A 23,508-nucleotide genomic window follows, 5' to 3' on the forward strand; every position below is an offset into this window, starting at 1 on the left:
TGTAAGCCACGGTCGCCGCATCCGCCCTCCGGGGCCGGAGCGTCCACCCCGCCACCGCCTCACCGGATATGTCGTCATTCACGGCCTCCTCTCCATGGTGCGGCACGGGGGGAGGGAGCAGCGAGTCGGCGAGGAGGTAACGGAGGGTGTTCGGCGCACTCCTTCACGGCAGCGGCACGGACCGGTCTCCCCGTGGGCCGCCGCGGGGCGGGTCAGCTCGTGTACGGCTGGATGGACTGGGCGTGCCGGAACACGTTGCGCGGGTCCCAGTGGCTCTTGACCGCCTGCAGACGTGCGTAATTGTCGCCGTAGTACAGGCGGTGCGACGGCTGACCGGAGCGGTTCCAGTCGGGGTCGTCGAGGTCGGTGTCGGGGTAGTTGATGTAGCAACCGTCGGTCACCGGCGCCGACTGCTCGCCGGCCGGAGTGCCGGTCGGCGAGAGCACCGGCACCCCGCCGGTGTCCTTGTAGACATCGCGGTAGAACTCGCGGATCCAGCGCAGGTGCGGTGCCGCGATCGAGGGGTCGGCCTCGTCGTCGAGATGGTCGGTGACCCCGTCGTCGTTGGAGTCCTTCTTCCAGGCCCAGTACGTCTGATACTGCAGCTTCAACACGGAACTGCGTTGGTAGACCGCGGTGTCGCCGCTTTCGGGGAGGTTCATCGCGCCGCCGTAGGAGTCGACCTGGAGCAGCGCCTGGGGGTTGTCGTAGCCCTTGCGCGACAGATGGGTGAAGATGGCCTGGAGCTGCGGTTCGGTGAAACCACGCGTCATATACGCCGACTTGTACTTGCCGCACTGGTTGTCGCCGGAGCCGTTGAGCGTCTGGGTGGCGGTGAGCCACGGCAGCCGGGTCGGCACCTCCAGGTCACCCATGGGCGCATGCTCGCCCATGCGCCGGTCCAGCGGGGTGGATTCGATGCCCAGATCCTGGGTGAGCCACCCGAGGAAGGCCTCCAGGCGTTCCACACTGTCCGGCCTGGTGGCGTCGAGCTGAGTGATCAGGCCGATCTTGCCGTTGGCGCGGTGGTTCAGCTTCAGCAGGGTGAACATGTCGCTGTAGTCGCGGCGGAGTTCCACCGGGAGCTCCGGGGTGTTCTCGTACTCGAAGAACAGCCCGTAGTTCCGCACCAGCGACTTGAAGCGGTCGGGTTGGTCCACGAGGTCCTTCCACGGCCAGGCCACGGCATGCAGCAGGACCTGGGACGGAGGCTGCGGCAGTCCCTTGAACCAGTACCGGGTGACCACCCCGAAGTTCCCGCCGCCCCCGCCGGTATGGGCCCACCACAGATCCCGCAGCTCCTGCTCGGGCGCATCACGCCGCGCGACCACGACCTCCGCATGCTGTCCGTCGCGGACGACCACGACCTCCACCGCGTAGAGATAGTCCACGGTCAGCCCGTGCTGGCGGGACAACAGCCCGTACCCGCCGCCGGACACATGGCCGCCGGCGGCGACCGAGTAGCAGGAGCCGCCGGGCAGCGCCACACCGAAGGGCGCGTAGAGGTGGGTGGCGACATGCCAGTTGTTCGCTCCGGACTCGACGCAGTACGCGCCCATCTCCTGGTCCAGGTAGGCCCGGTCCATCTGCGCGAGGTCGAGGATCACCCCCACGTCGTCGCCGCAGACGAAGTTCTCGTAGCAGTGGCCGCCCGACCGGACCGTGATCCGCCGGTGGAGATCCTCATCGGAACGGTGGCTCGCCAGATACTTGTTGAGCGCCGCGACGACCTCGCTCGTCGAGCTGACCACCGACACGTAGTCGGGTGTCGCGATGAAGCGCTGGTTGAACCCTCTCCGAAGGGCCTCGTAGCGGGCGTCTCCTTGGCCCACTTCGGTCCCGTAGGCGGCTCCGGTCGTCACCTGCTGGACGGCCATCTGGTCTCCCCTTGTCGAAACGGTGGCGTGGTGTAGTCAATTGACTACTATCCGTGACGACGGCGAGGGGTGCGAGTACCTGAAAGAAGTCATCCGGCGCATCGGAGTTGACGTTCCGCACTCCCTGCGCACGGCGTGACGGGTTTCGCGGCAGCCGTGGCGCCGGTCAGTCAGGCGTCAGCACAGCGGCCCCCTGAACCCGGTCGGCGGCCAGGTCGGCGAGGGCCTGCGGGGCACGGCTCAACGGGTAGGGGCTGACGGTGACCCGTATGCCGATCCTCGCCGCGGTCGCCAGGAACTCGCGGCCGTCCTGCCGGGTGTTGGCGGTGACGCTGCGCAGATTCCGCTCGTGGAAGAGGTGACGCTGATAGGTGAGCGGCGGGATGTCGGTGAGATGGATACCGGCCACGGCGAGCGTGCCCGAACGGTCGAGTGCCTCCAGCGCCACCGGCACCAGTTCGCCCACCGGCGCGAAGAGGATCGCGGAGTCCAGCGGTTCGGGAGGGCGGTCGTAGGCGTCGCCGGCTGACGATGCGCCCAGATCGAGGGCGAGTTCACGGGCCCGCGGCGAACGGGTCAGCACATGGACGGTCGCGCCTTCGGCCAGGGCGACCTGCGCGGCCAGATGTGCCGAGGCGCCGAAACCGTAGATCCCGAGCCTGCCGCCGGCGGGCAGGGCACTGCGGCGCAACGCGCGATACCCGATGATCCCGGCGCACAGCAGCGGCGCCAGCCGTGTGGCGTCCTCGTCGTCCGGGAGCGGGTAGGCGTAGTCCGCGGGGACGAGCGCGGCATCGGCGAAGCCGCCGTCGGCGTCCCAGCCGGTGTATTGGGATCCCGGACAGAGGTTCTCGTGGCCCGCACGGCAGTACCGGCAGACACCACAGGTATGGCGCAGCCAGGCCCCGCCGGCCCGGTCGCCGGTACGGAACGCCGTCACCGCCTCGCCGGTGGCGACCACCCGGCCGACGATCTCATGACCGGGGACGGTCGACGGGCGGTGCGGGGGCAGGTCGCCCTCCGCCAGATGCAGATCCGTACGGCACACACCGCAGGCCTCCACCCTGAGCAACAGGTCCTGGGGGCCCGGCTCGGGAGCCGGACGGTGGACGAAGGCCAGCGGCCCGGAGGCAATCGGGCCAGGGCGCCGGACGACCCAGCCGGACACCGTGTCCGGGCCTGCAACGGGGGCCATGTCCCCAGGATGGCGCCCACCGGGGAGACGGACAAGCGGTGCGCGGCCGGGGCCCGTCGACGCTCCGAGCCCTCGCCGTGCGCGTCACTCCGGCGGGCGCTGACCGCCGGCACCCGGGCCGTGCGCCGGGGTGCGTCCGCCCTGGCCGAAGAGCGTCGTCAGCCTGTGAACCATCCTGGCGAGCAGGCCCCTCCGGGCGGGCGACGGGGACGAGGGCGGGGACGGCGACGGAGACGAGGACGGCGTCGCGGTGACGGCGGTCGGCTGCTCGTCCGGCGTTGGCGCCGGCCCGCCCGGCTGCTGCGGCGCGGACTGGTCGGCGGGGGTGGGCGCGGGCACCCGCTTGGTGCGTACGGCCTCGGCGCGGACGAGCGCGCCCAGAGCGGCAAAGACATCGAGGGGCATGCCAAATCTCCTGCGGTGGAAGTCCCGAGAGCTGATGACGGCAGACCGCGATCGCCCCATGGCCCCCGTTGCGGGCTGGGGTGGGTGCATGCGGTCGGGTCGGCTCAGCAGCGCAGGACGGTCACGCGGGGTGGCGATGCGGGGGCGGCGGCCGTGAGGGCGGCCCCGGAAGCGGCGTTCTTCGACGCGGTGAGGGTCTGTTCGTCGGGGGAGTCCCCGAGCGCCTTGCCGACGGACCCGGTGGGGCCCTGATGGCGCAGATGACAGGCCGACGCGTCACACAGGCGACGGATGCCGCTGCCCGGGTGCTTGCCGTCGCCGGTGGATGCCGGCACCGGCCCCGCCATGACGCAGGGGCGGGCCGCCGAGTCCGATACGGCGGGAGCATGTGCGGGGGGAGGGCAGCCGCGGGCATCGGGGGCCGGCCCGTGGGAGCAGCCGGTGGTGAGTGCGGCGTGCAGTAAGGCCAGCAGCGCGACGAACATCAGCACGCGCCGGCCGCCAGTCGCCGCGGAGCGGCCTGTGCCGACGGTGTCGCGCATGCGAATCTCCCAACCCTCTTCGGGGAGGGAATCCCCGGGAAGCGGGTGGGACACTCGCGATACGCCGCAAGAGGCTACAAAACCACTCGATCCGGCTATGTCATCGCACGCTCGGGCCTCGCACACACGCCCGTCAGAGGCGCGGCCGCTCCCGGTCGGTGCGGCCCTGGCTCAACGCCGCCAGGAGGTGGCACGCCCCGCGGAACCGCCGTCGGGGTCACCGCTCGCATAGCGGCCGTGGAAGTGCGAGAAGCGCTCCAACGGGTCGCCGTCCAAGTTCCACGGCCAGACCGTCGCGACCCCGCCGGTGGCGCGCAGTGCGGTCCCGGCCTCGGCCGTCCGGCCGGCCTTGACCAGTGCGTAGGCGAGCAGATTGAGATCGGCCAGGGCCGTCGCGTGCCGGAGGAACCCCGGGCTCGGCCAGTAGTGCGCGGCATGGTCCAGAGCGCGGGCGGCATCGGGGCGCCGCCAGATCTCTCCGGCGCCCAGGGCCGTCATCCCGCCGCCGGCGACCGCTCGCTGGTGGCTGATGATGAGCGCGGTGAGCTCCAGACCGGCGGCGGGGGCGTCGGGCGGCATCAGGGAGCGGACCCCGTCGAGCAGATCCAGCACCAGGGCGCTGGAGCCGCACTCGTCCGGCGAGAGATAGCCCAGGGCCTGCAGATGCGCCTCGCGGTTCCAGGGGTCGCGGGCCTTGATCTCGCGCCAGATCGCTGCCAACTCCGTGGAAGGGCGACGCTCGACGCGGAGAGTGGCGAGGTGCAGGGCCCACGGGGTGGGGTCGGCGGGCAGCAGCTCGGCGGCGAGCCGGCAGGTCTCGCGGGTGGCGTGCAGGTCGACGGCGTCCTGCTGCCGGGCCTGGACCAGGTCCGACCAGGCGTGGAGCAGCAGTGCGCCGTGATTGTTCGGGCTGTGCTGCCGCCAGATGCCGGGCAGTGACCGGCCCGCTGCCACGGCGAGCACCCCCAGGCGGTGGGCCTTGCGGTCCCAGTCCTGCCCGGCGTCGTCGATCACATCCGCCATGACGGCCATGACGGCGGTGTCCAGAGAACCGCGGGACCAGCATGTCTCGACGCGCCGCCGGACCCGCCCCAGGGTGACGTCATCGAGCTCGGGGACGAGGCGGGGGAGGCTGCCTTTGCGGCGTCTGAACGCGGGCATGTGTTTCGGCGGCCTTCCGGTGGTGGGCTCGTAGGCGGAGGTGAAGCAGGGGTCGGGTAGCAGGCTAGTGGCGCCGGTATGCCGTACGGCCAGCGGGTGCCCGGGCACACCGCTGACCGTACGGCACAGCGTTCGGTGGCCGTCCGGCCACCCTTCGGCTAGCGGGAGGTGACGGCCGCCTTCTCGGCGGTACCGCGGCCGAGCCGGTCGCGGACCAGGGAAACCCCGACCACCAGCCCGGCGAGGAGCACCGACAGCAGCACCTGGATCCGGCCGCCGCCGTCACTGTCGTCGGTGAGCATGTAGACCAGCACGAACGAGATCATCGCGATCGTCGCCCAGGTCAGGTACGGGAACAGCCACATCCGGACGACCAGCTTGTCCGGGTTCTCGCGCAGGATGATCCCGCGCATCCGCAGCTGCGAGAAGCAGATGACCAGCCAGACGAAGAGCGCGACCGCGCCCGAGGAGTTCAGCAGGAACTGGAAGACCGTGTCCGGCCACAGGTAGTTGAAGCCGACCGCGATGAAGCCGAAGAGGACGGAGGCCAGGATCGCGGCCTGCGGGACGCCCCGCGAGTTCGTCCGGGCGAAGGCCTTCGGTGCGTCGCCGCGCTGGCCGAGCGAGAAGGCCATGCGGGAGGCGGTGTAGAGGCCGGAGTTGAGACAGGAGAGCACGGCGGTCAGCACGATGACGTTCATGATCTGGCCGGCGTGCGGGATGCCGATCGAGCCGAGGGCCGCGACGTAGGAGCCCTTCTTGGCGATCGAGGGGTCGTTCCACGGCAGGAGGGAGACGACGACCAGGATCGAGCCGAGGTAGAAGATGCCGACTCGCCAGATGACGCTCTTGGTGGCCTTGGTGACCGCGCGCTGCGGGTCCTCGGACTCACCGGCGGCCAGGGTGACGATCTCGCTGCCCATGAAGGAGAAGACGACCATCAGGACGCCGGTGAGGATCGCGCTGGGCCCGTGCGGAAGGAAGCCGCCGTGTGAGGTGAGGTTGCTGAAGCCGGTGGCCGCGTTGTGGGAGCCGGGCAGCACGCCGAAGATCGCCAGGCCGCCGAGGACGATGAAGGCCGCGATGGCGACGACCTTGATGCCCGCGAACCAGAACTCGAACTCACCGAACGAGGCGACCGAGGCGAGGTTGGTGGCGGTGAGGACGATCATCACTATCAGCGCCCAGGCCCACTGCGGGACGGCCGGGACCCAGCTGGTGAGGATCGCCGCACCGGCGGTCGCCTCCACGGCGAGCACCACGACCCAGAAGAACCAGTACAGCCAGCCGATCGAGAAACCGGCCCAGCGGCCGAGCGCCCGGTCCGCGTAGGCGGAGAACGAGCCGGAGGTCGGGTTGGCGGCCGCCATCTCACCGAGCATCCGCATCACGAAGACGACCAGCGCGCCCACCAGGGCGTACGACAGCAGGATGCCGGGGCCGGCCGCGGCGATGCCGGAGGCGGAGCCGACGAAGAGCCCGGCGCCGATGACCCCACCCACGGCGATCATGGACAGATGGCGGTTCTTGAGGCCCGACTGCAGCCCTGACTGCGCCGGAGCCTGACCGTTCCCGGGCGGGGCGGGCGGAGCGGCCACGGGGCTGGGGGGAGTTGAAGTCATCTCGACATCCATTGAGGGTTGGAGGGGTCATGCACGTGGTGACTGCTGGGATCGCCTCGGTGGCTGGACGCACGGAAGGGCCGAGTGCTGGCAGGCGGCGATCATGGCCCTGACGAAGTGCGAAGGCACGACGAGCGGGTCGTGGCCTTCGGATGCCCTGCGCGGGTGGGGGAGTGCTGATGGCACCTCCGCGCTGTAGGCCCGCTCTCCTTGTGGGAGGTGAGCCGCATCACGTCCGGATTGGGATTTGCGTAAGCGTATGTGGCGGTGCGCGGCGGCGTATTTGTGAGAGAGGACAAAGTCCCCCCTGAGAGCTGTACGTCAGGCCAATGCAGATTGGCGGAAAACGGGCTCGCGCTCCGGGGACGTGACGTGACCGGAGGGCGTCGGCCGCGCTCCCCGCCCGCTGCGGCAGGCATCGGGACGGCCGCTGGTGCGGGCGGACAACGGCGTCGACGAACCCTTGGTCAGCGGGACAGATGCCTCGGGCCGTGTGCGCCCTAGCGTGAGTTCGGCCCTTCCGACGGCCGACGAGCAAGGGGACTCCATGGCCACCCTTCCCTCCGCCCGACAGACCCGTACCGCCTCGACCCACGCCCCGCCCGCCACACCATCAGTGGTGGGCGACGGCAGCCGGTCGCGGAACGTAACGCCAGGTGAATCACGTGACCACGCTCCGGCGGGGGACCCACCGGAGCGTGGGGCGGGACCGGAGCGCCCGGTGGAGGAGGCCGCAGAGCCCGGTAGCGATCCGGCCACGGGGCCGGTGAGCCAGGACGCCGGGATCGTGGTGATCGGGGCGACCACGCTGGCGCGCCGGGTCTGTGCCTCCCTCGGGGAGAGCGGGCACCCGGTCGACCATCTCGCCGCACCGGACGACCAGGACCTCCGCCAGGCGCTCGCCGCACGGCCGGCCGGTGTGGCCGTTCTCGTGGGCGACGATCTGTCCGCACTGCGCTATGCGCTCGCGGTACGCCATGTCTGCGACACCGTCCGGATCGTCGTCACCGTATTCGACCGCACCGTGGCGCAGCAGCTCCGCCTGCTGCTGCGCCACTGTGTGCCGGTCTCGCCCGCCGACCTCCTGGCGCCGACGCTGGCCGGCCTGTGTGTGGACCCCGACGCCCTGGCCGTATGGGACGACGGGAACGGTGCGGTGGCGGTCCGGCGGCCCGAGGAACGGCTGGTGGAGACCGCCTGGCGGCCGAGTACGGGGGCCCGGCGGCGCGCGTTGCTCGGGCGGCTGCGGGGGCAGTTGCAGCCCCATGACGCGGACGCCCGCCTGCTGCTCATCGGGCTGCTGGGCATCGTCGCCGTACTGGCCCTGGACTGGATGTGGCTGGTCGCCGTGTTCCACCAGCCGGTCAGCACCGCCTTCCTGGAAGCCGCCCGGGTCGTCGCCGGGGTGGGGCCTGCCGCGCCGCACCCCGGCCATCCCGTGTACGAGGTGGTCTCCGCGGTGGCGATGCTGGTGACGGTGGGGTTCACCGCGCTGCTGACCGCGGGCATCGTCGACCGGCTCTTCGGCCCCCGGCTGGTCGGCGTCCTGGGGCCGCGGGTACTGCCCCGTGCCGGTCACGTCATCGTGGTGGGGCTGGGGCAGGTGGGGCTGCGGCTGTGCCAGACCCTGCGTCAGCTGGGGGTGCCCGTCATCGGTGTCGAGCGCGAGCCCACCGCCCCGAATCTGCGCCTGGCACGGTCGATGGGGATACCCGTGGTGCTGGCGCACGGCGAGGACCGTGCGGTGCTCGCGCGGCTCGGACTGGGGCGGGCACGGGCGCTCGCCGCCGTCGGCTCCCATGAACTGGACAACATCGCTGTCGCGGTCGCCGCCCACGGTGTGGCACCGGACATCCGGGTGGTGCTGCGGGCCGGCGAGGACGAGGCGATCGCCGAGACCCGCTCGCTGCTTCCCCTCGGGCTGACCCGCGACATCATCAGGACCAGCGCGGCCTATGTGACCGCCCATCTCACGGCCTGCCCGTCCGGCGCCTCGCCTCGACGCGTCGTGGCCGATGCCGACTGCGACTATGTCGACCTGCCGGGACGCGGTCTCGTCAGCCGCCCCGTCGCGGCCGGGGACGACTGCGGCCATGTGCCCGGCGGGGGCGATCCGGACCCCGCCCGCAGCGTGCTCGGGGTGGGGTGAAGCGCGGCGTCCCGACGGCGCCCCGCCCGGCCCTCCGGTGATCCGGATTCAGTCCGCCTCGACGGGGGATCCGGTCTCGGACGGCATGCTCTGCTCGGCCCAGATGATCTTGCCGGTCGGTGTGTAGCGGGTGCCCCATCGCCGGGTGAGCTGCGCGACGATGAACAGCCCGCGCCCGCCCTCGTCGGTGGTCCGGGCGTGGCGCAGCCGCGGCGAGGTACTGCTGGTGTCGGAGATCTCGCAGATCAGGGCGTCCTGCCGGATCAGGCGCAGAGTGATCGGTCCGGTGCCGTGGCGGATGGCGTTGGTGACCAGCTCGCTGACGATCAGCTCCGTGGTGAACAGCAGGTCGTCCATGTCCCACTCGGACAGCTGCCGGCCGACGAGGGCACGGGCGCTGCCGACCACGGCCGGGTCGGTGGGCAGGTCCCAGGAGGCGACCTGGTGCGCGTCCAGGGCGTGGGTCCGGGCGAGGAGCAGCGCGGCGTCGTCGGACGGCGGCCCCTTCAGCAGCGCCTTGACCACATTCCCGCCGATGTCCTTCAGCGTCTGTCCGGGGACCGCGAGGGTGTTGCTCAGCCTGGACAGCCCGACGCCGATGTCGCGGTCGCGGGTCTCGATCAGACCGTTGGTGTAGAGCGCGATCAGACTGCCCTCGGCCAGTTCCAGTTCGACGGACTCGAAGGGCAGCGTCCCGAGGCCGAGCGGCGGTCCGGCGGGCAGGTCGGGGCAGTCCACGGCGCCGTCGGGGCCGACGATCAGCGGCGGCAGATGACTGGCGCGCGCCATGCTGCACCGCCTGCTGACCGGGTCGTACACGGCGTACAGACAGGTGGCCCCCATGAACGTCGAGGCCACGCTCGGGTTTCCGGCGTCCGCGGCCGGGTCGGTGCCGTGCGTCTTCACCAGGCCGATGACCAGGTCGTCCAGCCGGGCCAGCAGTTCATCGGGCGGCAGATCCAGGTTGGCGAGCGTGCGGACGGCGGTCCGCAGCCGCCCCATCGTGGCCGCGGCGTTGATGCCGTGCCCGACCACGTCCCCCACGACCAGGGCGACCCGCGCCCCGGACAGCGGAATCACATCGAACCAGTCGCCGCCCACCCCGCTCGGTGCGTCCGCGGGGAAGTACCACGACGCCACCTCCAGGGCGGATCCGCCGGTCAGCTCGTGCGGCAGCAGGTTCTGCTGCATCACCCGGGCCGCGGTGCGCTCGCGGGTGAAACGGCGCGCATTGTCGACACACACCGCGGCCCGGGCCACCAGCTCCTCGGCGAGCTGGACGTCGTCCGCCACGAAGGGCCCCAGACGGCGGGAGCGGAAGAACGTCGCCGCGCCCAGGGTGATGCCCCGGGCCTGTACCGGTGCCACCATCACCGAGCGGAAGCCGAAGGCGCGGATCACGGCCGACCGGACCGGGTCCTCGGTCACCCAGGAGCTGGTGGCGAAGTCCAGGACCGGCTCCACGAGGGACTCGCCCTTGAGCAGACAGCGGGCGATGGGCGACGACGGGGACCGCTGGACGGCTTCCCCCACGGCCAGACCGGCCTCCGGGCAGCCCTCGTGGACCGACTGCTGACCGGAGCGGCGCAGGGTGGGGGTGCCGTCGACCGGCCCGGGAACCGGCTCGGCCCCCCGCAGGACCGAATCCAGCAGGTCGACGGCGACGAAGTCGGCGAGCGCCGGCACGGCGACATCGGCCAGCTCCTGTGCGGTCCGGGTGACATCCAGCGTGCTGCCGATCCGCACGCTGGCGTCGTTCAGCAGGGCCAGACGCTCCTGGGCCCGCCAGCGTTCGGTGACGTCGATGACCATGTACCAGAGGCCGATGCGATGGCCCTGGGGGTCCTCCAGTCCGAAGAAGGACGCCGAGTAGGCACGCTCCTGGTTGGGGTCCGCGTAGGTGGGGCTGCGGAACTCGTAGTCCATCACCGGTGCCCCGGTCTCCAGGACCCGCCGCATCCGCTCCTCGAACGCCTCGGCCTCCAGCTTCGGCAGCACCTCCGCCACCCGTTTCCCCAGCCGCCGGTCAAGGGGGATCAGGCGCTCCAGCACCTCGTTCACCCAGACGTACCGCAGACCGGTGTCCAGCACCGCCATGCCGACCGGTGCATGCGCCAGGAACGGTTCGAGCATCAGCTGGTTCACGCCGCCGCCCGGCACCCGCCACTCCTCCAGAGCGAGGACGGACCACCGCTCGCGGCCTGCGCTGTCGAGAAGGGGCGTGACCTGCACCGCCAGCTGCAGATCCCGGCCGTCCCGGTGGCGCGCCGCCACCGAACCGCCCCAGCCGTCCCCCGAACGGCACCACTGGGCCACGGCGGCCACCCGCGCCTCGTCGCCGGGTATCGCCAGCAGCTCCGCAGCGGGACGGTGCAGGATCTCCTCGGCCGGATAGCCGAGCAGCCGCTCCGCCGCCCGGGTCCACGCGACGACCTGCCCCTGTCCGTCCAGTTCGGCCGTGGCTGCCTTCGCCATGTCCCATGCGCGGTCCGACCCGCCCGGCACGGCATTCTCCGATGTCATCATCGCCAGCCCGTCAGCTCAATGGAGCAATATCGCCCAGTTTAGGAGAATCACGGACTAACCGGCGTTTTGTGCGGTCCGGGCGACGGGGCGCCGGCTTTGCGGGGAGAGGGCGAGGGCGCTGCGGGCCCCGGCCGACCGGGACGCCGGGAGCCGCGCTCCGGTTCAGGGTGCGGACGGCAGCCGCAGCTGGAGCATCGCCAGCAGCCGCTGATCCGGTCGGCCGAGGTCCAGACCGGTCAACTCCTCGGCCCGGCGGATCCGGTAGCGCAGCGTGTTGGGGTGCACATGCAGCTCGGTGGCGGCGGCCCGTACGTCGCCGAAGGCGTTCAGATAGGCCAGGACGGACTCGGCCAACTGCCCCTGGCTCCGGCTGTCGTGAGTGACCAGGGCGGTCAGCCGGGGGTCGCGCATCTCGGGGTGTGCGGAGAGCAGGGTCAGCACCTCGCTGACCAATACCTCCGCCTGGATGTCCGGCAGCGCGGCGACCGTGGTGGCGACGCCGGCGCTCACCATGGCGTCGAGGATCCGGTCCGCCTCCCGACGTGACTCGGGAACCTCCCCGAGCCCCGGCACGATGCAGCCGACCGAACCGCGCAACGACAGGCCCAGATGCCGGCGGGCGGCCTCGGTGATCGCCTGCCCCCAGCCGCGCAGCGTGCCGGTGTCGATGCTGCGCGGCAGCTGCGGCAGCAGCACATATATCCGCGCATCGACCTGGGTGACCAGGGCACTGCGGTGCCGGGCGGCGGTGTGCACCGAGATCAGGTTGCTGACCTCGGAGCGGGCCAGCTCCGGCGGGGTGGCCTCGGCGGTCCCGTACGAGAAGCCCAGGACGGCGGCCGGGCGGGCCGGGTCCAGCGCCAGGTGGCTGGCCAGCGGCTGGGGGCCGGTGCTGCCCTCCAGCAGTCCGGCCGCCAGCGTACGGGTCAGCGTCAGATCCGCCGACAACTCCCGGCGCCGGCGCACGAGGTGGAGCGCGGCGACCCGCGCCGCGCCCAGCAGCGCCTGGTCCGAGTGCTCGCTCAGCGGCGCCGAGCCCTCCTGTACCCAGATGGTGCCCAGCTGCCGTTCCCCGGACCGGATGGCCACCGCGAGCCGCCGGCGGATGCCCAGCTCGGGGTGGCTCTCGATACAGATCACCTCGTCGGAGGCGCGCAGCCGCTGGAACACGCCCCACTTCCGCAGCCGCGCCAGATACGCCTCCGGGCCCTGCCAGCCCAGGATGGACAGCCGCCGCAGATCGTCGACCTCGTCGGAGTCGGTGGAGCGGGAGTAGGCCAGTACGCGGTTGGCGGTGTCCTCGATGCTGACGATGCCGCCGGTGAGGACGGCGGTGGTCTGGGCGAGCGAGAAGAGGTCGCCTTCCTCGGAACCCTCGCCGGGCCGTCCCTGCGGCACACTTTCCAGTGCTGCGCGGGCCAGCGCGTCCACCTGCTCCCAGCGCGCCTCTCCCCGTACGGACAGCAGCGCGATGCCCGCCTCGACGGCGGTCGCACTGAGCGCGGCGGCCTGCGCGGGGGTGTCCAGCTTGACCGCGACGGCGGCGGCACCGTCGCGCCCGCCGGCCCGCAGCGCGGGGAATGCGGCGCGGCCGCGTGCGCCTATGGCGAGCACCAGCTCACCGGGGTGAGCGATCGGCGGATCCTCGGGGTCCAGCAGCGCGACGCTACGGATTTCGACGTCCAGTCCGGCGGGCGCGGCCTGCAGCTCCACCAGGGGCTCGCCCAGCGACATCAGCAGCTGGCGGAGGCTGATACCGGTCGGGGGTGGCGATGCCGCCGCAGGCGGTTCCATGGCCGGCGCCTCTGCTGGGTCCGGGTGGCCTGGGCTCCTAGGGCTGCTGGCCATCTCGCAGGCACTTCCGATCACGTCACGTCGAGCATCGATCGGCTCAAAGGTGAGCCACCACCGCACGTATGAGCCAACAGTACTGATGCTATCCGCCGGGGCGATCGGGGCCGTGGTGAAGGCGACCCCGTGCCCATTGTCTACGGCGTGTAGACGGTGGCTCCCGGCTTCGACGGCGGTGCAGGGACCGCGCCGTCACGCAGACTCCGGCCACCGCTGCGGGAGCACCCCCACGGTCGGCACCGCGCGCACCGCGGCACCGCACGCCGTGCACCTCCCCCTGACGGCCGGGGAGGCCGGTCCGCAGGGGGAGGGGCGGCGGGGCCGGCGGCGGCCGGTGTGCCGCCGGCCGCCGCGTCCACGGTCACCGGAGCCCCGGCCACCGCCACGGCGGGTGTGCCGGGGCCGCCATCCGGGAGGCCGCCATCCGGCAGGCCGGCAGCCGGAGTTCGGTGGGCGTCAGGTGCACCGGCCGTCCCTACACGGACAGTTCACGTCGTACCGGGTCCGGCCGCAGCGCACCGGCGCCTTCGACGAGGAGCGAGCCACTGCCCGTGCGGGGAGCGGTCAGCGCCGTTCGGTCCGCCCCTCCTCCCTCGTCATGGCGTACGGTCCCGCGGCGCAGCGCGCGCGGGTTCCGCTCGGAAGGCCCACCGCATCTTCGGCTCCATGGCAAAGCGCAGGGCGTGTTGGACCGGTGGTGTGCACAGCAGCGTCACGATCGCCCCGGCGAGGAGCGTGATGGCGATGGCGCCCCACGGGGTGTGGATCCAGTCGGCGTCGTACCAGTCCCACCAGCGGGATGCCTTGGCGAGGAAGCCGTGCAGCAGGTAGCCGTAGAGCGTGCCCGCGCCCAGTACGGTGCACCAGGTCCGGCGGCCGGGCACCCAGGCCAGGAAGCAGGCCGTGAGGACCATTGAGCAGCCGAACATGGCCAGTTGCATCAGGATGCCGCACCACCACGGCACACCCAGCTTCTGTGCGCTGTCGGTGTGGTAGAACCATGCGTCGTTCATGCGCGGCACGGCCCAGTATGCGAAGGCCAGCGCAGCCACGAGGACGGGCACCGCGGCAATGCGCGCCGCCCAGCAGCGCACGAGGCTGAAGTGCTCCGCCTTCAGGCACATGCCGAGGACGAAGAACGGCAGGAATTGCAGGACCCGTTGCAGGTCCAGGCCGCTGCCGAGGTCCGGGGAGACGGAGGCCGACAGGGCGATCGCCAGGGCCAAGGGCACCGGCCACCGCACGATCCGCCACAGCGGGGCCGTGAGCCGCCAGAGGAACAGGGCGGCCAGGAACCAGGTGAGGAACCACGGGTCCAGCAGGTCGACCGAGAAGTCCGGCAGGTCGCCGGCCCAGTACCGGAACAGCGCGTAGGCCGTCTGGAAGAGGATGTACGGGACGACGACGCCGGTGACCAGCCGCTGCAGCCGGTCGCGGCGCATATCGAAACTGCGGGAGAAGTACCCGGAGATGACGGTGAACGCGGGCATGTGGAACGCGTAGACGAAGATGTAGAGCGCGGCCGCGCTCCGGCTGCCGGCGTAGAGCGGCTCCCAGGCGTGGCCCAGCGCCACCAGCACGATCGCCAGGTACTTGGCGTTGTCGAAGAATGCGTCGCGGTGCTTTGCCGGGGCCGGTGGTGCCGGCTCGCGCGGAGCGACGGCGGGGGAGCGGGCGGAGACGTCGAGCCGCGCGGCGGGGGCCGGCCGGCCGGTTTCCTGCAGGGTGGAGGAGCGGGGAGGAGGGGTCACGAGACGGCCTCCCAGCGGTCCGTCGGCCGCCGGGCCCTTCTTGCCGTGGTGGTGGGGGCGATCACCGTGACGATCGTGGCAAGCGACATCCTGGCTCCTCATAGGGGCTGGTGCGGGACGGGTGAAGGACCCTACAGGCGCCGGGCGGTGCTCCTGGTGTGAGCGTGCGGGAGCCGGTGGCCCACAATGCTGCGTGGACCTTCGCCTCCGGTTCGCCCGCGGACCGGCGGTGAGCCTGTGCCTCGGCCATGGGACGGTTCCTCCCCTGGTCGTCTACAGTGTTGTAGACCATCTGGGCACTGTAGACGCCGGGGCGCGTGGGACGCATCCCGGCCCATCACGGGGGAGGGGCTGACGCCATGGCTCGGTGCCCGGGTATCCGTCCCCCTGTACGTCGCCGGGCAGGGGCACCGTTCATCCGTATCGAATTCCGGCGGACATCCGCCACCCGGGGCCGCTGCCGTGGCCCGGCCCGCCCCGGCCTCGTTCGCCGGCCGCCCGCGCCGCCCCGCCCGCCCGCCGGGCCGGTAATACGGCGGCCCGCGAGGCCGTTCCTTTGGGCCCGAGGGCAGGAGCACCAGTACAGTCGCCTGACCGACCCGTGTGCCGCGGCATACGTGTGTGCCGGTGACGCCGGAGTCATCCCCGGGACCCGCCGCGGCCGATGCGAGAGCATCGCCGACGGCGCCGATGCCCCCTCGTCCCCGCCACCCGCCCGGCCGCAGAACCCGAAGCCCACCGCACCACGGCGCACCCGCGCCGCACGTTCACACCATCCCCAGAAATGGATCCCATGAGCGCGATCAGCATCGGCCAAGCCGTCGTCCTCGGAGCCGTTGAGGGGGTGACGGAATTCCTTCCGGTCTCCTCCACCGGCCATCTCAAGATCACCGAAGGTCTGATGGGGATCCCCGTCGACGACACGGCCGTGGTCGGCTTCTCCGCCGTCATCCAGGTCGGCGCGATCGCCGCGGCGCTCGTCTACTTCTTCAAGGACATCGTGCGCATCGTGGGCGCGTGGTTCCGGGGACTGCGCAACCGCGAGGAGCGCTACCACCACGACTACAAGTTCGCCTGGTGGGTGATTTACGCCACCATCCCGATCGTCGTCGTCGGCCTGGCCGCCAAGCCCCTGATCGAAGGCCCCCTCGCCTCCCTGTGGGTGGTGGCCGGCTCGCTGATCATCGGCAGCGGGGTGATGTGGGCGGCCGACCAGATGGGCCGCCACAAGCGCGGTGAGGACGACACCTCGCTCAAGGACGCCATGTGGGTCGGCTGCTCGCAGATCCTCGCTCTGCTCTTCCCCGGCTTCTCCCGCTCCGGCGCGACGATGTCCACCGCCCTCATCCTCGACCTGGAGCGCGTCGCGGCCACCCGCCTCTCCTTCTTCCTCGGCATCCCGGCCCTCACCGGAGCCGGTATCTACGAGCTGAAGGACGCCATCGGCAGCGGCGCCGCCGTCGCACCCCTGGCCATCGGCACCGTCGTCTCCTTCGGCGTCGCCTATGCCTCGATCTCCTGGCTGCTGAAGTTCGTGGCCAAGCACTCCTTCAACTCCTTCGTGATCTACCGGATCCTCGTCGGCGCGCTCCTCTTCGGCCTGCTGGTCACGGGCGTCCTCACCTGACGATCACCGAGAGTTCCCGGCGGTGCGCCGACCCGCCGCTCAGCCGGGAACCGCGGGCTGCGGGAGCGCCCGGGTAGCCCCGCACTACGGCCCGATGCCCGACAGGCCGCGGCCTCGGCCGCACGGAGGACCGGCGCCACGCCGCGGCGGGCCGTGCGGCCGCCCGGGGCCGGTCCGGCGGATCATGGGCGGGGCCGCGCAGGAGGCGGGCCGCAGCGCCCTGGAGGTGGCCTTGTCGAACCAGGATGGCCCGGACGGAGATCGGGACGCCGATCCTGCCCGCCTACTGGCCCGTCTGCGCACGGTGGAGGAAGCCGCCGAACGCATCGGCACCACCCTGGACGAGCAGGCCACCTGTGCCGAGCTGGCCCGGTTCCTGTGCCAGCACCTGTGCGACGCCGCCGCGGTGGATCTGCTCGACGCGGAGGGCACCGGAGCGCGGTCACGTTCCCCGGCAGCACTGCGACGCGTGGCGACGGCGGGCCTGGTCAAGGTGCTGGAGGCGCGGTTCCCCGACGAGGGCCCGGAACCGTCCGACGGCGGGTCACCCGCGCTGCGGGCCCTGGCCGAGGGCCATCCCGTCGCCGCGACGGCAATCCTGCCGGGCGGCCGCTCCGCCGGGGCGCTGTCGGTGCCGCTCCTCGCGCACGGCCGTCGCTACGGTGCGCTGCTGGCCCTCCGCGCCGGCGGCAGCTTCACCGCGGACGAGACCGCCACGGCGCACTTCCTGGCCCGTCTCACCGCCGCCCACCTCGCACACGCCTGCCGGTACGCCGCGGTGCAGGGCACGGCGATGGACCTGCAGCGGGCGCTCCTCGCGGAGCCGGGCCGGCCGCACCCCAACCTGGAACTCGCCACCCGCTATCTGCCCTCCGGCAGCAGCGCCCTGGTCGGCGGCGACTGGTTCGAGACGGTGCGGCTCCACTACGGGCGCACCCTGCTCGTCATGGGCGATGTGATGGGACACGGACTCGACGCGGCGGTCGACATGAACGCCTACCGTTCCCACCTGCGCTATGTCGCCTCGACCGATCTGCCGCCCCATCGCGTACTGCGCCAACTCGACGCCGCCGTGGCCGAGGAAGAGACCCGGCGTCCGGCGACCTGTCTGCTGGCCCAGGTCGATCCGGCGCGCGGAATCGCCGCGTTCGCCAGCGCGGGCCATCTCCCTCCGGCGGTCTTCAGCCGCGAGGGCGTGGCCGACCTCGTCCGGGTCCCCGTCGGCCCGCCCCTGGGCACCGGGGTCGGGGGCTACGAACTCGTCACCCGCACCCTCACTTCCGAGGACATCCTGCTGATGTTCACCGACGGTCTCGTCGAGCGGCGCGGTGAAGACATCGACGTCTCCCTGTCCCGGCTGGCCCGGATACGGCTGCCCGCCGGGGCCGGTGTGGCGGAGGCACTCGACGAGGTCCTGCTCCGCCTCGACGGTCTGCATGCCGAGGACGATGTCGCCGTCCTCGCCGCGCGTCTGCGCCACCATCCCGGGGCGGGGCCGGCCGAGCCCGCGGCGCTCTGACGCCGGCGCACCGTGCCCCGACGAATCCCGAAGCCGGCTGAACTATCCCGGCGCACGGTCCGTACATAGGGGTGTGCCGCGGGATTTTCCCCGATTCCCGGCTTGGCCCGGCCTTCCTGTGGACCTGGGCCCCGCGGCCGCTCCGCCGGTGCTACCCCTGGCACGGCGGAGCGGCCGCCTTCACACCGCGAGGGGCCGGGCCGGATCAGCTCGATGACCGTGCCGTCCGGGGCGTCCCGCGGCTACGCGAAACGGGTACCGGCCCGCGGCCCCTCGGACATGGTCCCTGCGGTGCGCCCCGGCCGGCTGCCACCCGGACCGGGCGGCAACCGGCGCGCACCGCCACCGCCACCGTCCACGTGACGGCGCATCAGCGCTGCCGGTCCCGCACCAGGGGTGTGTGTCCAGGTCAACGGCACACTGGGTACCATTCCTGCCGCTGCCGGCCCATGCCGACTGAGGCCGGTCCACGCCGACGTCCTACGGGGGTTGCCATATGTTCGGAATCGTCAGGCCCTGCACCCATCGCCTGTCGCAAGGGCTCAAGGCGGAGTGGATGGCCCATCTGTGCGGGCTCTGTCTCGCGCTGCGGGGCGATCACGGGCAGTTCGCCCGGGTCGTCACGAACTACGACGGGCTGATCGTCTCCGTGCTGACGGATGCTCAGTCCGCTCCCGCGCAGGCCCACCGCCGTACCGCGGGGCCCTGCCCGCTGCGGGGTATGCGTACCGCTTCGGTGGCGAACGGGGAGGGCGCTCGCCTCGCGGCGTCGGTGTCCCTCGTGCTCGCCTCGGCGAAGATACGTGACCATGTCGCCGACGGGAACGGAGCGCTGCGCCGCCGGCCGGTGGCCGCCGCCGCGCGCAAGGTCGCCGCGGGATGGGACCGGGCCGGGGCGCGCACCGGCGCCACGCTCGGCTTCGACACCGCCGTACTCGTCGACGCGGTCGACCGGCAGCTGGGCATCGAGGAGCTGGCCGGGCCCGGCACACCGCTGACGGTCATCACCGAACCGACCGAGACGGCGACCGCCGCGGCCTTCGCCCACACCGCGGTGCTGGCGGGCCGGCCGGGCAACGCCGCGCCGCTGGCCGAGGCCGGCCGGCTCTTCGGACGGCTGGCCCATCTCCTCGACGCCGTGGAGGACCGTACGGCGGACGCGGCCGAGGGCGCCTGGAACCCGCTCGCCGCCACGGGCGCCACCGCCGCACAGGCCCGCCGGCTGTGCGACGACGCGCTGCACGGCATCCGCCTCGCGCTGCGCGACGTGGAGTTCACCGACTCCGCTCTGGTGCATGTGCTGCTGGTGCACGAACTGCGCCGCTCGGTGGACCGTGCCTTCGGTACGGCCGCCTGCTCCCACCAGGGGCACGGCGCGCCAGGGCCGTACGACGGCCAGGGCGGGAACCCGTACCGGAACGGCCCGCCGCCCCAGTACGGCCAGGCACCGGCCGGCGGCCCGTACGCCCATGGTCAGCAGCCTCTGAACGGGCCTCAGAACCCGTACAGCGGCGGTCCGGTGGGTCCGGGCGGTCCGGGCGGCGGCCACGGCGGCGGCTCCGGCGGTGGCGAGGGCGGGATGCCGCAGTTCCCGCAGCAGCCGAAGAAGCCCCGTGGCTTCTTCGCCGGCTGTGCGGTCGCCATCGGGCTGTGCTGCACCTGCAAGCTCTGCTGCGCGGAGGAGTACGAGGGACCGTGGTCGCGCAAGAAGCGCGAGGGGTGCTGCCAGGACTGCGATTGCTGCGACGGTTGCGATTGCTGTGACTGCTGCAGCTGCTGCGACTGCTGATCGCCGGGGCAGCCCGCCGAGCAGCCCGCCCGGCCCGCCGACGGCATCCTGTGCCCGACCAGCCACCCCGCCCGGACGTTCGCCCGGTGGGCCGATGTGCACCAGGACGACATCACCGACGGTTCCGAGCCGTCCGCCCGGTGTGCGGGGCCGGACGTAGCCTGGGGCGCGGACCGACCTCGCCGAGAGGAGCTCAGCCATGGCCGACCGCACCCCGTTCGCCCTGGTGGACGTCTTCACCGACCAGCCGCTGGAGGGCAATCCGCTGGCCCTCGTTCCCGACGCCGATGCACTGCCCGAAGGGCTGCTGCCCCGTATCGCCCGCGAGTTCCATCAGGCGGAGACGACGTTTGTGCTGCGTCCGACGCGGCCCGGTGCCACCTGGCGGCTGCGCTCCTTCACCGCGGCGGGTATCGAGGTGTTCGGGGCCGGCCACAATGCCCTCGGTGCCTGGTGGTGGCTGGCCGCCGTGGGCCGGCTCGGCTCCCGCAGCGGCGCGGGCCGTTGGCACCAGCAGCTGGGTGCCGTGGTGCTGCCGGTCGAGATCACTGCCGACGGGAACGGCCTCGTCGAGGTCACCATGGAGCAGCGAGCGGCCGAGTACGGCGACGAGTTGACCGACCGGGCCGCCCTTGCCGACGCGCTCGGGGTCGACGGCGACGAACTGGGGGCGGCCGCCGGGCTGCCCGTGGCACAGGTGGTCTCCACCGGTGCGGCGCATCTGATGGCCGGGCTCCGCGACCGTGGTGTCGTCGATGCCGCGCGTCCGGACGCCGCCCGGCTGCGGGCGCTGCTGCCCGATGTCGGCGGCCAGGGTGTGTACATGTACGCCCTCGACCCGGCCGAGCCCCGTGCCGATGTGCATGCCCGCTTCGTCAACCCCGTCGCCGGTATCACCGAGGACCCGGCCACCGGGAGCGCAGCGGGCCCGCTCGCCTGCCTGCTGCGCCGGCACGGTCAGGCCGGTGACCAGGTGGCCATCGTCCAGGGGCATGCGCTCGGCCGGCCCTCACGCCTCCGGGTCACCGTCACCGACGACACTCCGCGTATCACCGGCCGGGCCGCCTTGGCCGCGACCGGTGAACTCCATGTGCCGAGATGAGAGTTGAGGCGTGCGACCTCCGAGAGGTGCGGCACCGTGCCGCCCACACCGCGGTCGTGGGCACGTGAGCCGGCCCCAGCCGCTGGAAGCGGCCCGCCACGACGCAGCGGGCAGTCCGGCGTGGGGCGGCCACGGCCCGTGCCGGGGCTGCCCCCGGCCGGTCAGGCGCTCGGTGGCACCCGTGACGGGCGGCCGGAGCCGCGGGTGAACCGATAGCCGGCGATGCCGGCCAGGGCCGCGAGCAGGCCGCCCGCCGCGGTCCAGATCCAGCGGTCGGACCACCCGCCGGAGGACCAGCCGCCATCCGGCTCGCCCAGGGCCGCGGACTTGTCGGGTGCGGTGCTCTCCTCGGCCCGCGGTGTGGCGGTGGAGGCGCCGGGCACCAGGGGTGCGGCGAGCGTGCCGTCCACGGCGTGGGCGCCGCCCATGTCATTCGTGGTCGCGTCGACCTCGGCGTGTACCGGCAGACCGAGGTCGTCCTTGGGCAGGTCGACGACCGTCAGGCGTACGTAGTAGCTGCCCGGCAGGGGATCGTTCGCCCACGGTTCCGCCCAGGCCCGGACCGTGCGCAGCGTGCAGGACAGCTCGACGGATCCCGCGTCCTGAGCCGCCGTCCTGGTCCGGGCGCCGTAGGTGCAGGCCTGACGGCGGCGCAGCCCGTCATAGACATCGAGCTGCCAGGTGGCCGTGCCGTGCCGGGCGCTCTGCGGGAGGGTCACCTTGGCCTTGACGGTGGCGCGCCGGCCCGCGTCCACGGGCAGCACCCAGTAGAGGTAGTCGCCGGTGGAGGCGTCGGCCGTGGCCCGCTGGTCCGGCTTGATGGCGGTCGCCGTACGGAAGGAGGTACCGGCCTCGGTCGGGGCGGCAGCCTCCGCGTCCGTGCCGGTGCTCGGGCTGGGGGACGGGCTGTCGGCGACGGCCGTTGCCGCCGTGCTGAAAAGGGCGGCGCCGGTCAGCACAGCGGTCATCAGGGTACGTAGGGTGCGCATCAGTTGGTCCTCCGGACGGTCACGCGCCAACGGGAGATCCAGCCCCACGCGAGGCCGACGACCAGCCCGGTGAGAGCCAGCGAGCCCAGCAGCCACCAGCCGTGTCCGAGGCCGAAGAAGGCCGCGTCGGAGGCGTCACCGGGCCCGTCCACCAGGTCGACGGTCAGCTCGACGGGCAGGCCCGGGGCGGTCTTGACCGAGGCCGGTGCCGAGAAGGAGTTGCTGACCTGCAGACAGACGGTCTCCGCCGCGGGTTCGCCGTCGTCCGAGGAGGCCGGCTCGGCCTTCGGGTAGCGCAGTCCGGAGGAGATCACATCCGTACGGCCGTCGCCGGCCTCCGAGCCGCGGACGATCTCCCGGCCGTGCACGGTCGAGGCCCGCAGCAGGACCCCGTAGTCGTTGTTGACCGCGCGGTCGGCGGCGATGCTCACCGAGGCGCGCAGTTCCTGGCCGGGCCGGACCTCCACCTGGTACCAGCGGTGCTCGGCGAACTTCTCGCGGTCGCTGTAGAGACCGGCCTTGAGCTTCGGGGCGCCGGTGCACTGCTGTGCCCCCTCGGTTGCCACCGGGGTGACCACCGGATGGGCGGCGCGGTCCACCAACTGGTGTACGCGGTCGCGGAGTTCCTTGGTGTGCTGTACCGAGGTGTAGGTCCCGCCGGTCGCCTCGGCGATACAGCTCAGCTGGTTGCGGGTCTTGGCGTCCGGCAGCAGCCCGAGTGTGTCGACGGTGAGATGGATGCCCTTGGCGGCGATGTCACGCGCCACCTGGCAGGGGTCGAGCGGGGCACAGGTGTCCTCGCCGTCCGTGATGAGGACGATCCGGCGCGACGCGTCGCCGCCCTTGAGGTCGTCGGCCGCGCCCAGCAGCGCCGGTCCGATGGGCGTCCAGCCGGTGGGGTTGAGCGTGGCCACCGCGGTCTTCGCCTCGGTCCGGTTCAACGGTCCGACCGGGTAGAGCTGCCGGGTGTCCTTGCAGCCGACTTTCCGGTCCTCGCCGCGGTAGTTGGCGCCGAGGGTACGTATGCCGAGCTGGACCTCGTCCGGCACGGCGTCCAGCACCTCGTTGAACGCCTGCTTCGCCGCGGCCATCCGGCTCTGCCCGTCGATGTCACGCGCCCGCATCGAGCCGCTGACATCGAGCGTCAACTCGACCTTGGGAGAAGACTTCGCGTCCGGTTCACCGGCGGACGCAGGTGTGGGGGCAAGCGCGACGGTCATCGCGGCCAGGAGGCCGCACACCCCGGCCGCCAGCCGTTTTCTTGTGATCATCGCCGGATCGTATGGAGAAACTCCCCACAGTCCAAAACGGTCCCCAAGTGGGGTGCGGGGAACGGCCGGTGGCGGGGCAGCCGGCCGCGCGGGCCGGGCGTCCGTTTTCCGTGCGGCGAGGCGGCATGAGGA

The 23,508-nt window shown here is 72.3% G+C and carries 16 protein-coding genes; 5 read left to right on the plus strand and 11 right to left on the minus strand.

The annotated features are described in order from the left end of the window. Window positions 1-212: 212 nt before the first annotated feature. From ACGFWI_RS04635 to ACGFWI_RS04660, 6 genes are all read right to left on the minus strand, one after another. Window positions 213-1,877: an FAD-dependent oxidoreductase gene (locus ACGFWI_RS04635; protein WP_393904438.1), complete on the minus strand. Its 1,665-nt coding sequence runs from the start codon at window positions 1,875-1,877 to the stop codon at window positions 213-215. A gap of 166 nt (window positions 1,878-2,043) precedes the next feature. After that, window positions 2,044-3,072, minus strand: a complete 1,029-nt coding sequence (locus ACGFWI_RS04640; protein WP_393904439.1) for a zinc-dependent alcohol dehydrogenase family protein — start codon at window positions 3,070-3,072, stop codon at window positions 2,044-2,046. Between the two features lie 84 nt (window positions 3,073-3,156). Beyond that, window positions 3,157-3,477, minus strand: a complete 321-nt coding sequence (locus tag ACGFWI_RS04645) for a hypothetical protein (protein WP_393904440.1) — start codon at window positions 3,475-3,477, stop codon at window positions 3,157-3,159. Between the two features lie 104 nt (window positions 3,478-3,581). Then, the gene (locus ACGFWI_RS04650) at window positions 3,582-4,019 is read right to left on the minus strand and encodes a hypothetical protein (RefSeq protein WP_393904441.1); all 438 of its coding nucleotides are present in this window, start codon (window positions 4,017-4,019) and stop codon (window positions 3,582-3,584) included. Between the two features lie 171 nt (window positions 4,020-4,190). Next, a complete protein-coding gene (locus ACGFWI_RS04655) occupies window positions 4,191-5,180 on the minus strand; it encodes a hypothetical protein (RefSeq protein WP_393904442.1) in 990 nt (329 codons plus the stop codon). A gap of 158 nt (window positions 5,181-5,338) precedes the next feature. After that, window positions 5,339-6,802, minus strand: coding sequence for an amino acid permease (locus tag ACGFWI_RS04660; RefSeq protein WP_393904443.1), 1,464 nt, complete (start codon window positions 6,800-6,802; stop codon window positions 5,339-5,341). Window positions 6,803-7,523: 721 nt separating this feature from the next. On the opposite strand from ACGFWI_RS04660, the gene ACGFWI_RS04665 reads away from it, so the two are divergent. Then, window positions 7,524-8,951 (plus strand): NAD-binding protein, encoded by a 1,428-nt coding sequence (locus ACGFWI_RS04665; protein ID WP_393904444.1) that lies wholly within the window; start codon window positions 7,524-7,526, stop codon window positions 8,949-8,951. Between the two features lie 48 nt (window positions 8,952-8,999). Here the strand turns inward: ACGFWI_RS04665 and ACGFWI_RS04670 are convergent, their stop codons facing one another. The 3 genes from ACGFWI_RS04670 to ACGFWI_RS04680 all read right to left on the minus strand — a co-directional run bounded on the left by ACGFWI_RS04670 (window position 9,000) and on the right by ACGFWI_RS04680 (window position 15,079). Further along, on the minus strand, window positions 9,000-11,477 hold the full coding sequence (locus ACGFWI_RS04670; protein WP_393904445.1) for a SpoIIE family protein phosphatase: 2,478 nt from the start codon (window positions 11,475-11,477) through the stop codon (window positions 9,000-9,002). Between the two features lie 162 nt (window positions 11,478-11,639). Continuing rightward, window positions 11,640-13,271: a PucR family transcriptional regulator gene (locus ACGFWI_RS04675; protein ID WP_393904446.1), complete on the minus strand. Its 1,632-nt coding sequence runs from the start codon at window positions 13,269-13,271 to the stop codon at window positions 11,640-11,642. 653 nt (window positions 13,272-13,924) lie between these two features. After that, window positions 13,925-15,079 carry an acyltransferase family protein gene (locus ACGFWI_RS04680; protein ID WP_393904447.1) on the minus strand — a complete coding sequence of 385 codons (1,155 nt, stop codon included), beginning with the start codon at window positions 15,077-15,079 and terminating at the stop codon, window positions 13,925-13,927. Between the two features lie 793 nt (window positions 15,080-15,872). Here ACGFWI_RS04680 and ACGFWI_RS04685 point away from each other — a divergent pair. The 4 genes from ACGFWI_RS04685 to ACGFWI_RS04700 all read left to right on the plus strand — a co-directional run bounded on the left by ACGFWI_RS04685 (window position 15,873) and on the right by ACGFWI_RS04700 (window position 21,116). Beyond that, on the plus strand, window positions 15,873-16,706 hold the full coding sequence (locus tag ACGFWI_RS04685) for an undecaprenyl-diphosphate phosphatase (RefSeq protein WP_393904448.1): 834 nt from the start codon (window positions 15,873-15,875) through the stop codon (window positions 16,704-16,706). Window positions 16,707-16,938: 232 nt separating this feature from the next. Further along, window positions 16,939-18,225, plus strand: coding sequence for a PP2C family protein-serine/threonine phosphatase (locus ACGFWI_RS04690; RefSeq protein WP_393904449.1), 1,287 nt, complete (start codon window positions 16,939-16,941; stop codon window positions 18,223-18,225). Between the two features lie 496 nt (window positions 18,226-18,721). After that, entirely contained in the window at window positions 18,722-20,014 is a 1,293-nt protein-coding gene (locus tag ACGFWI_RS04695) for a DUF5685 family protein (RefSeq protein ID WP_393904450.1), read from the plus strand. 199 nt (window positions 20,015-20,213) lie between these two features. Further along, window positions 20,214-21,116, plus strand: a complete 903-nt coding sequence (locus tag ACGFWI_RS04700) for a PhzF family phenazine biosynthesis protein (RefSeq protein ID WP_393904451.1) — start codon at window positions 20,214-20,216, stop codon at window positions 21,114-21,116. A 161-nt stretch (window positions 21,117-21,277) separates the two neighbouring features. On the opposite strand, the gene ACGFWI_RS04705 is transcribed toward ACGFWI_RS04700, so the two are convergent. Both ACGFWI_RS04705 and ACGFWI_RS04710 read right to left on the minus strand, forming a co-directional pair. Then, window positions 21,278-22,105: a hypothetical protein gene (locus ACGFWI_RS04705; RefSeq protein ID WP_393904452.1), complete on the minus strand. Its 828-nt coding sequence runs from the start codon at window positions 22,103-22,105 to the stop codon at window positions 21,278-21,280. Further along, complete coding sequence (locus tag ACGFWI_RS04710; protein WP_393904453.1) at window positions 22,105-23,376, minus strand: VWA domain-containing protein; 1,272 nt, start codon at window positions 23,374-23,376, stop codon at window positions 22,105-22,107. The genes ACGFWI_RS04705 and ACGFWI_RS04710 overlap by 1 nt, the downstream gene beginning before the upstream one ends. Between the last annotated feature and the right edge of the window lie 132 nt (window positions 23,377-23,508).

This window comes from Streptomyces sp. NPDC048434 (genome assembly GCF_043200375.1).
In the GTDB taxonomy this organism is placed as follows: Bacteria; Actinomycetota; Actinomycetes; order Streptomycetales; family Streptomycetaceae; genus Streptomyces.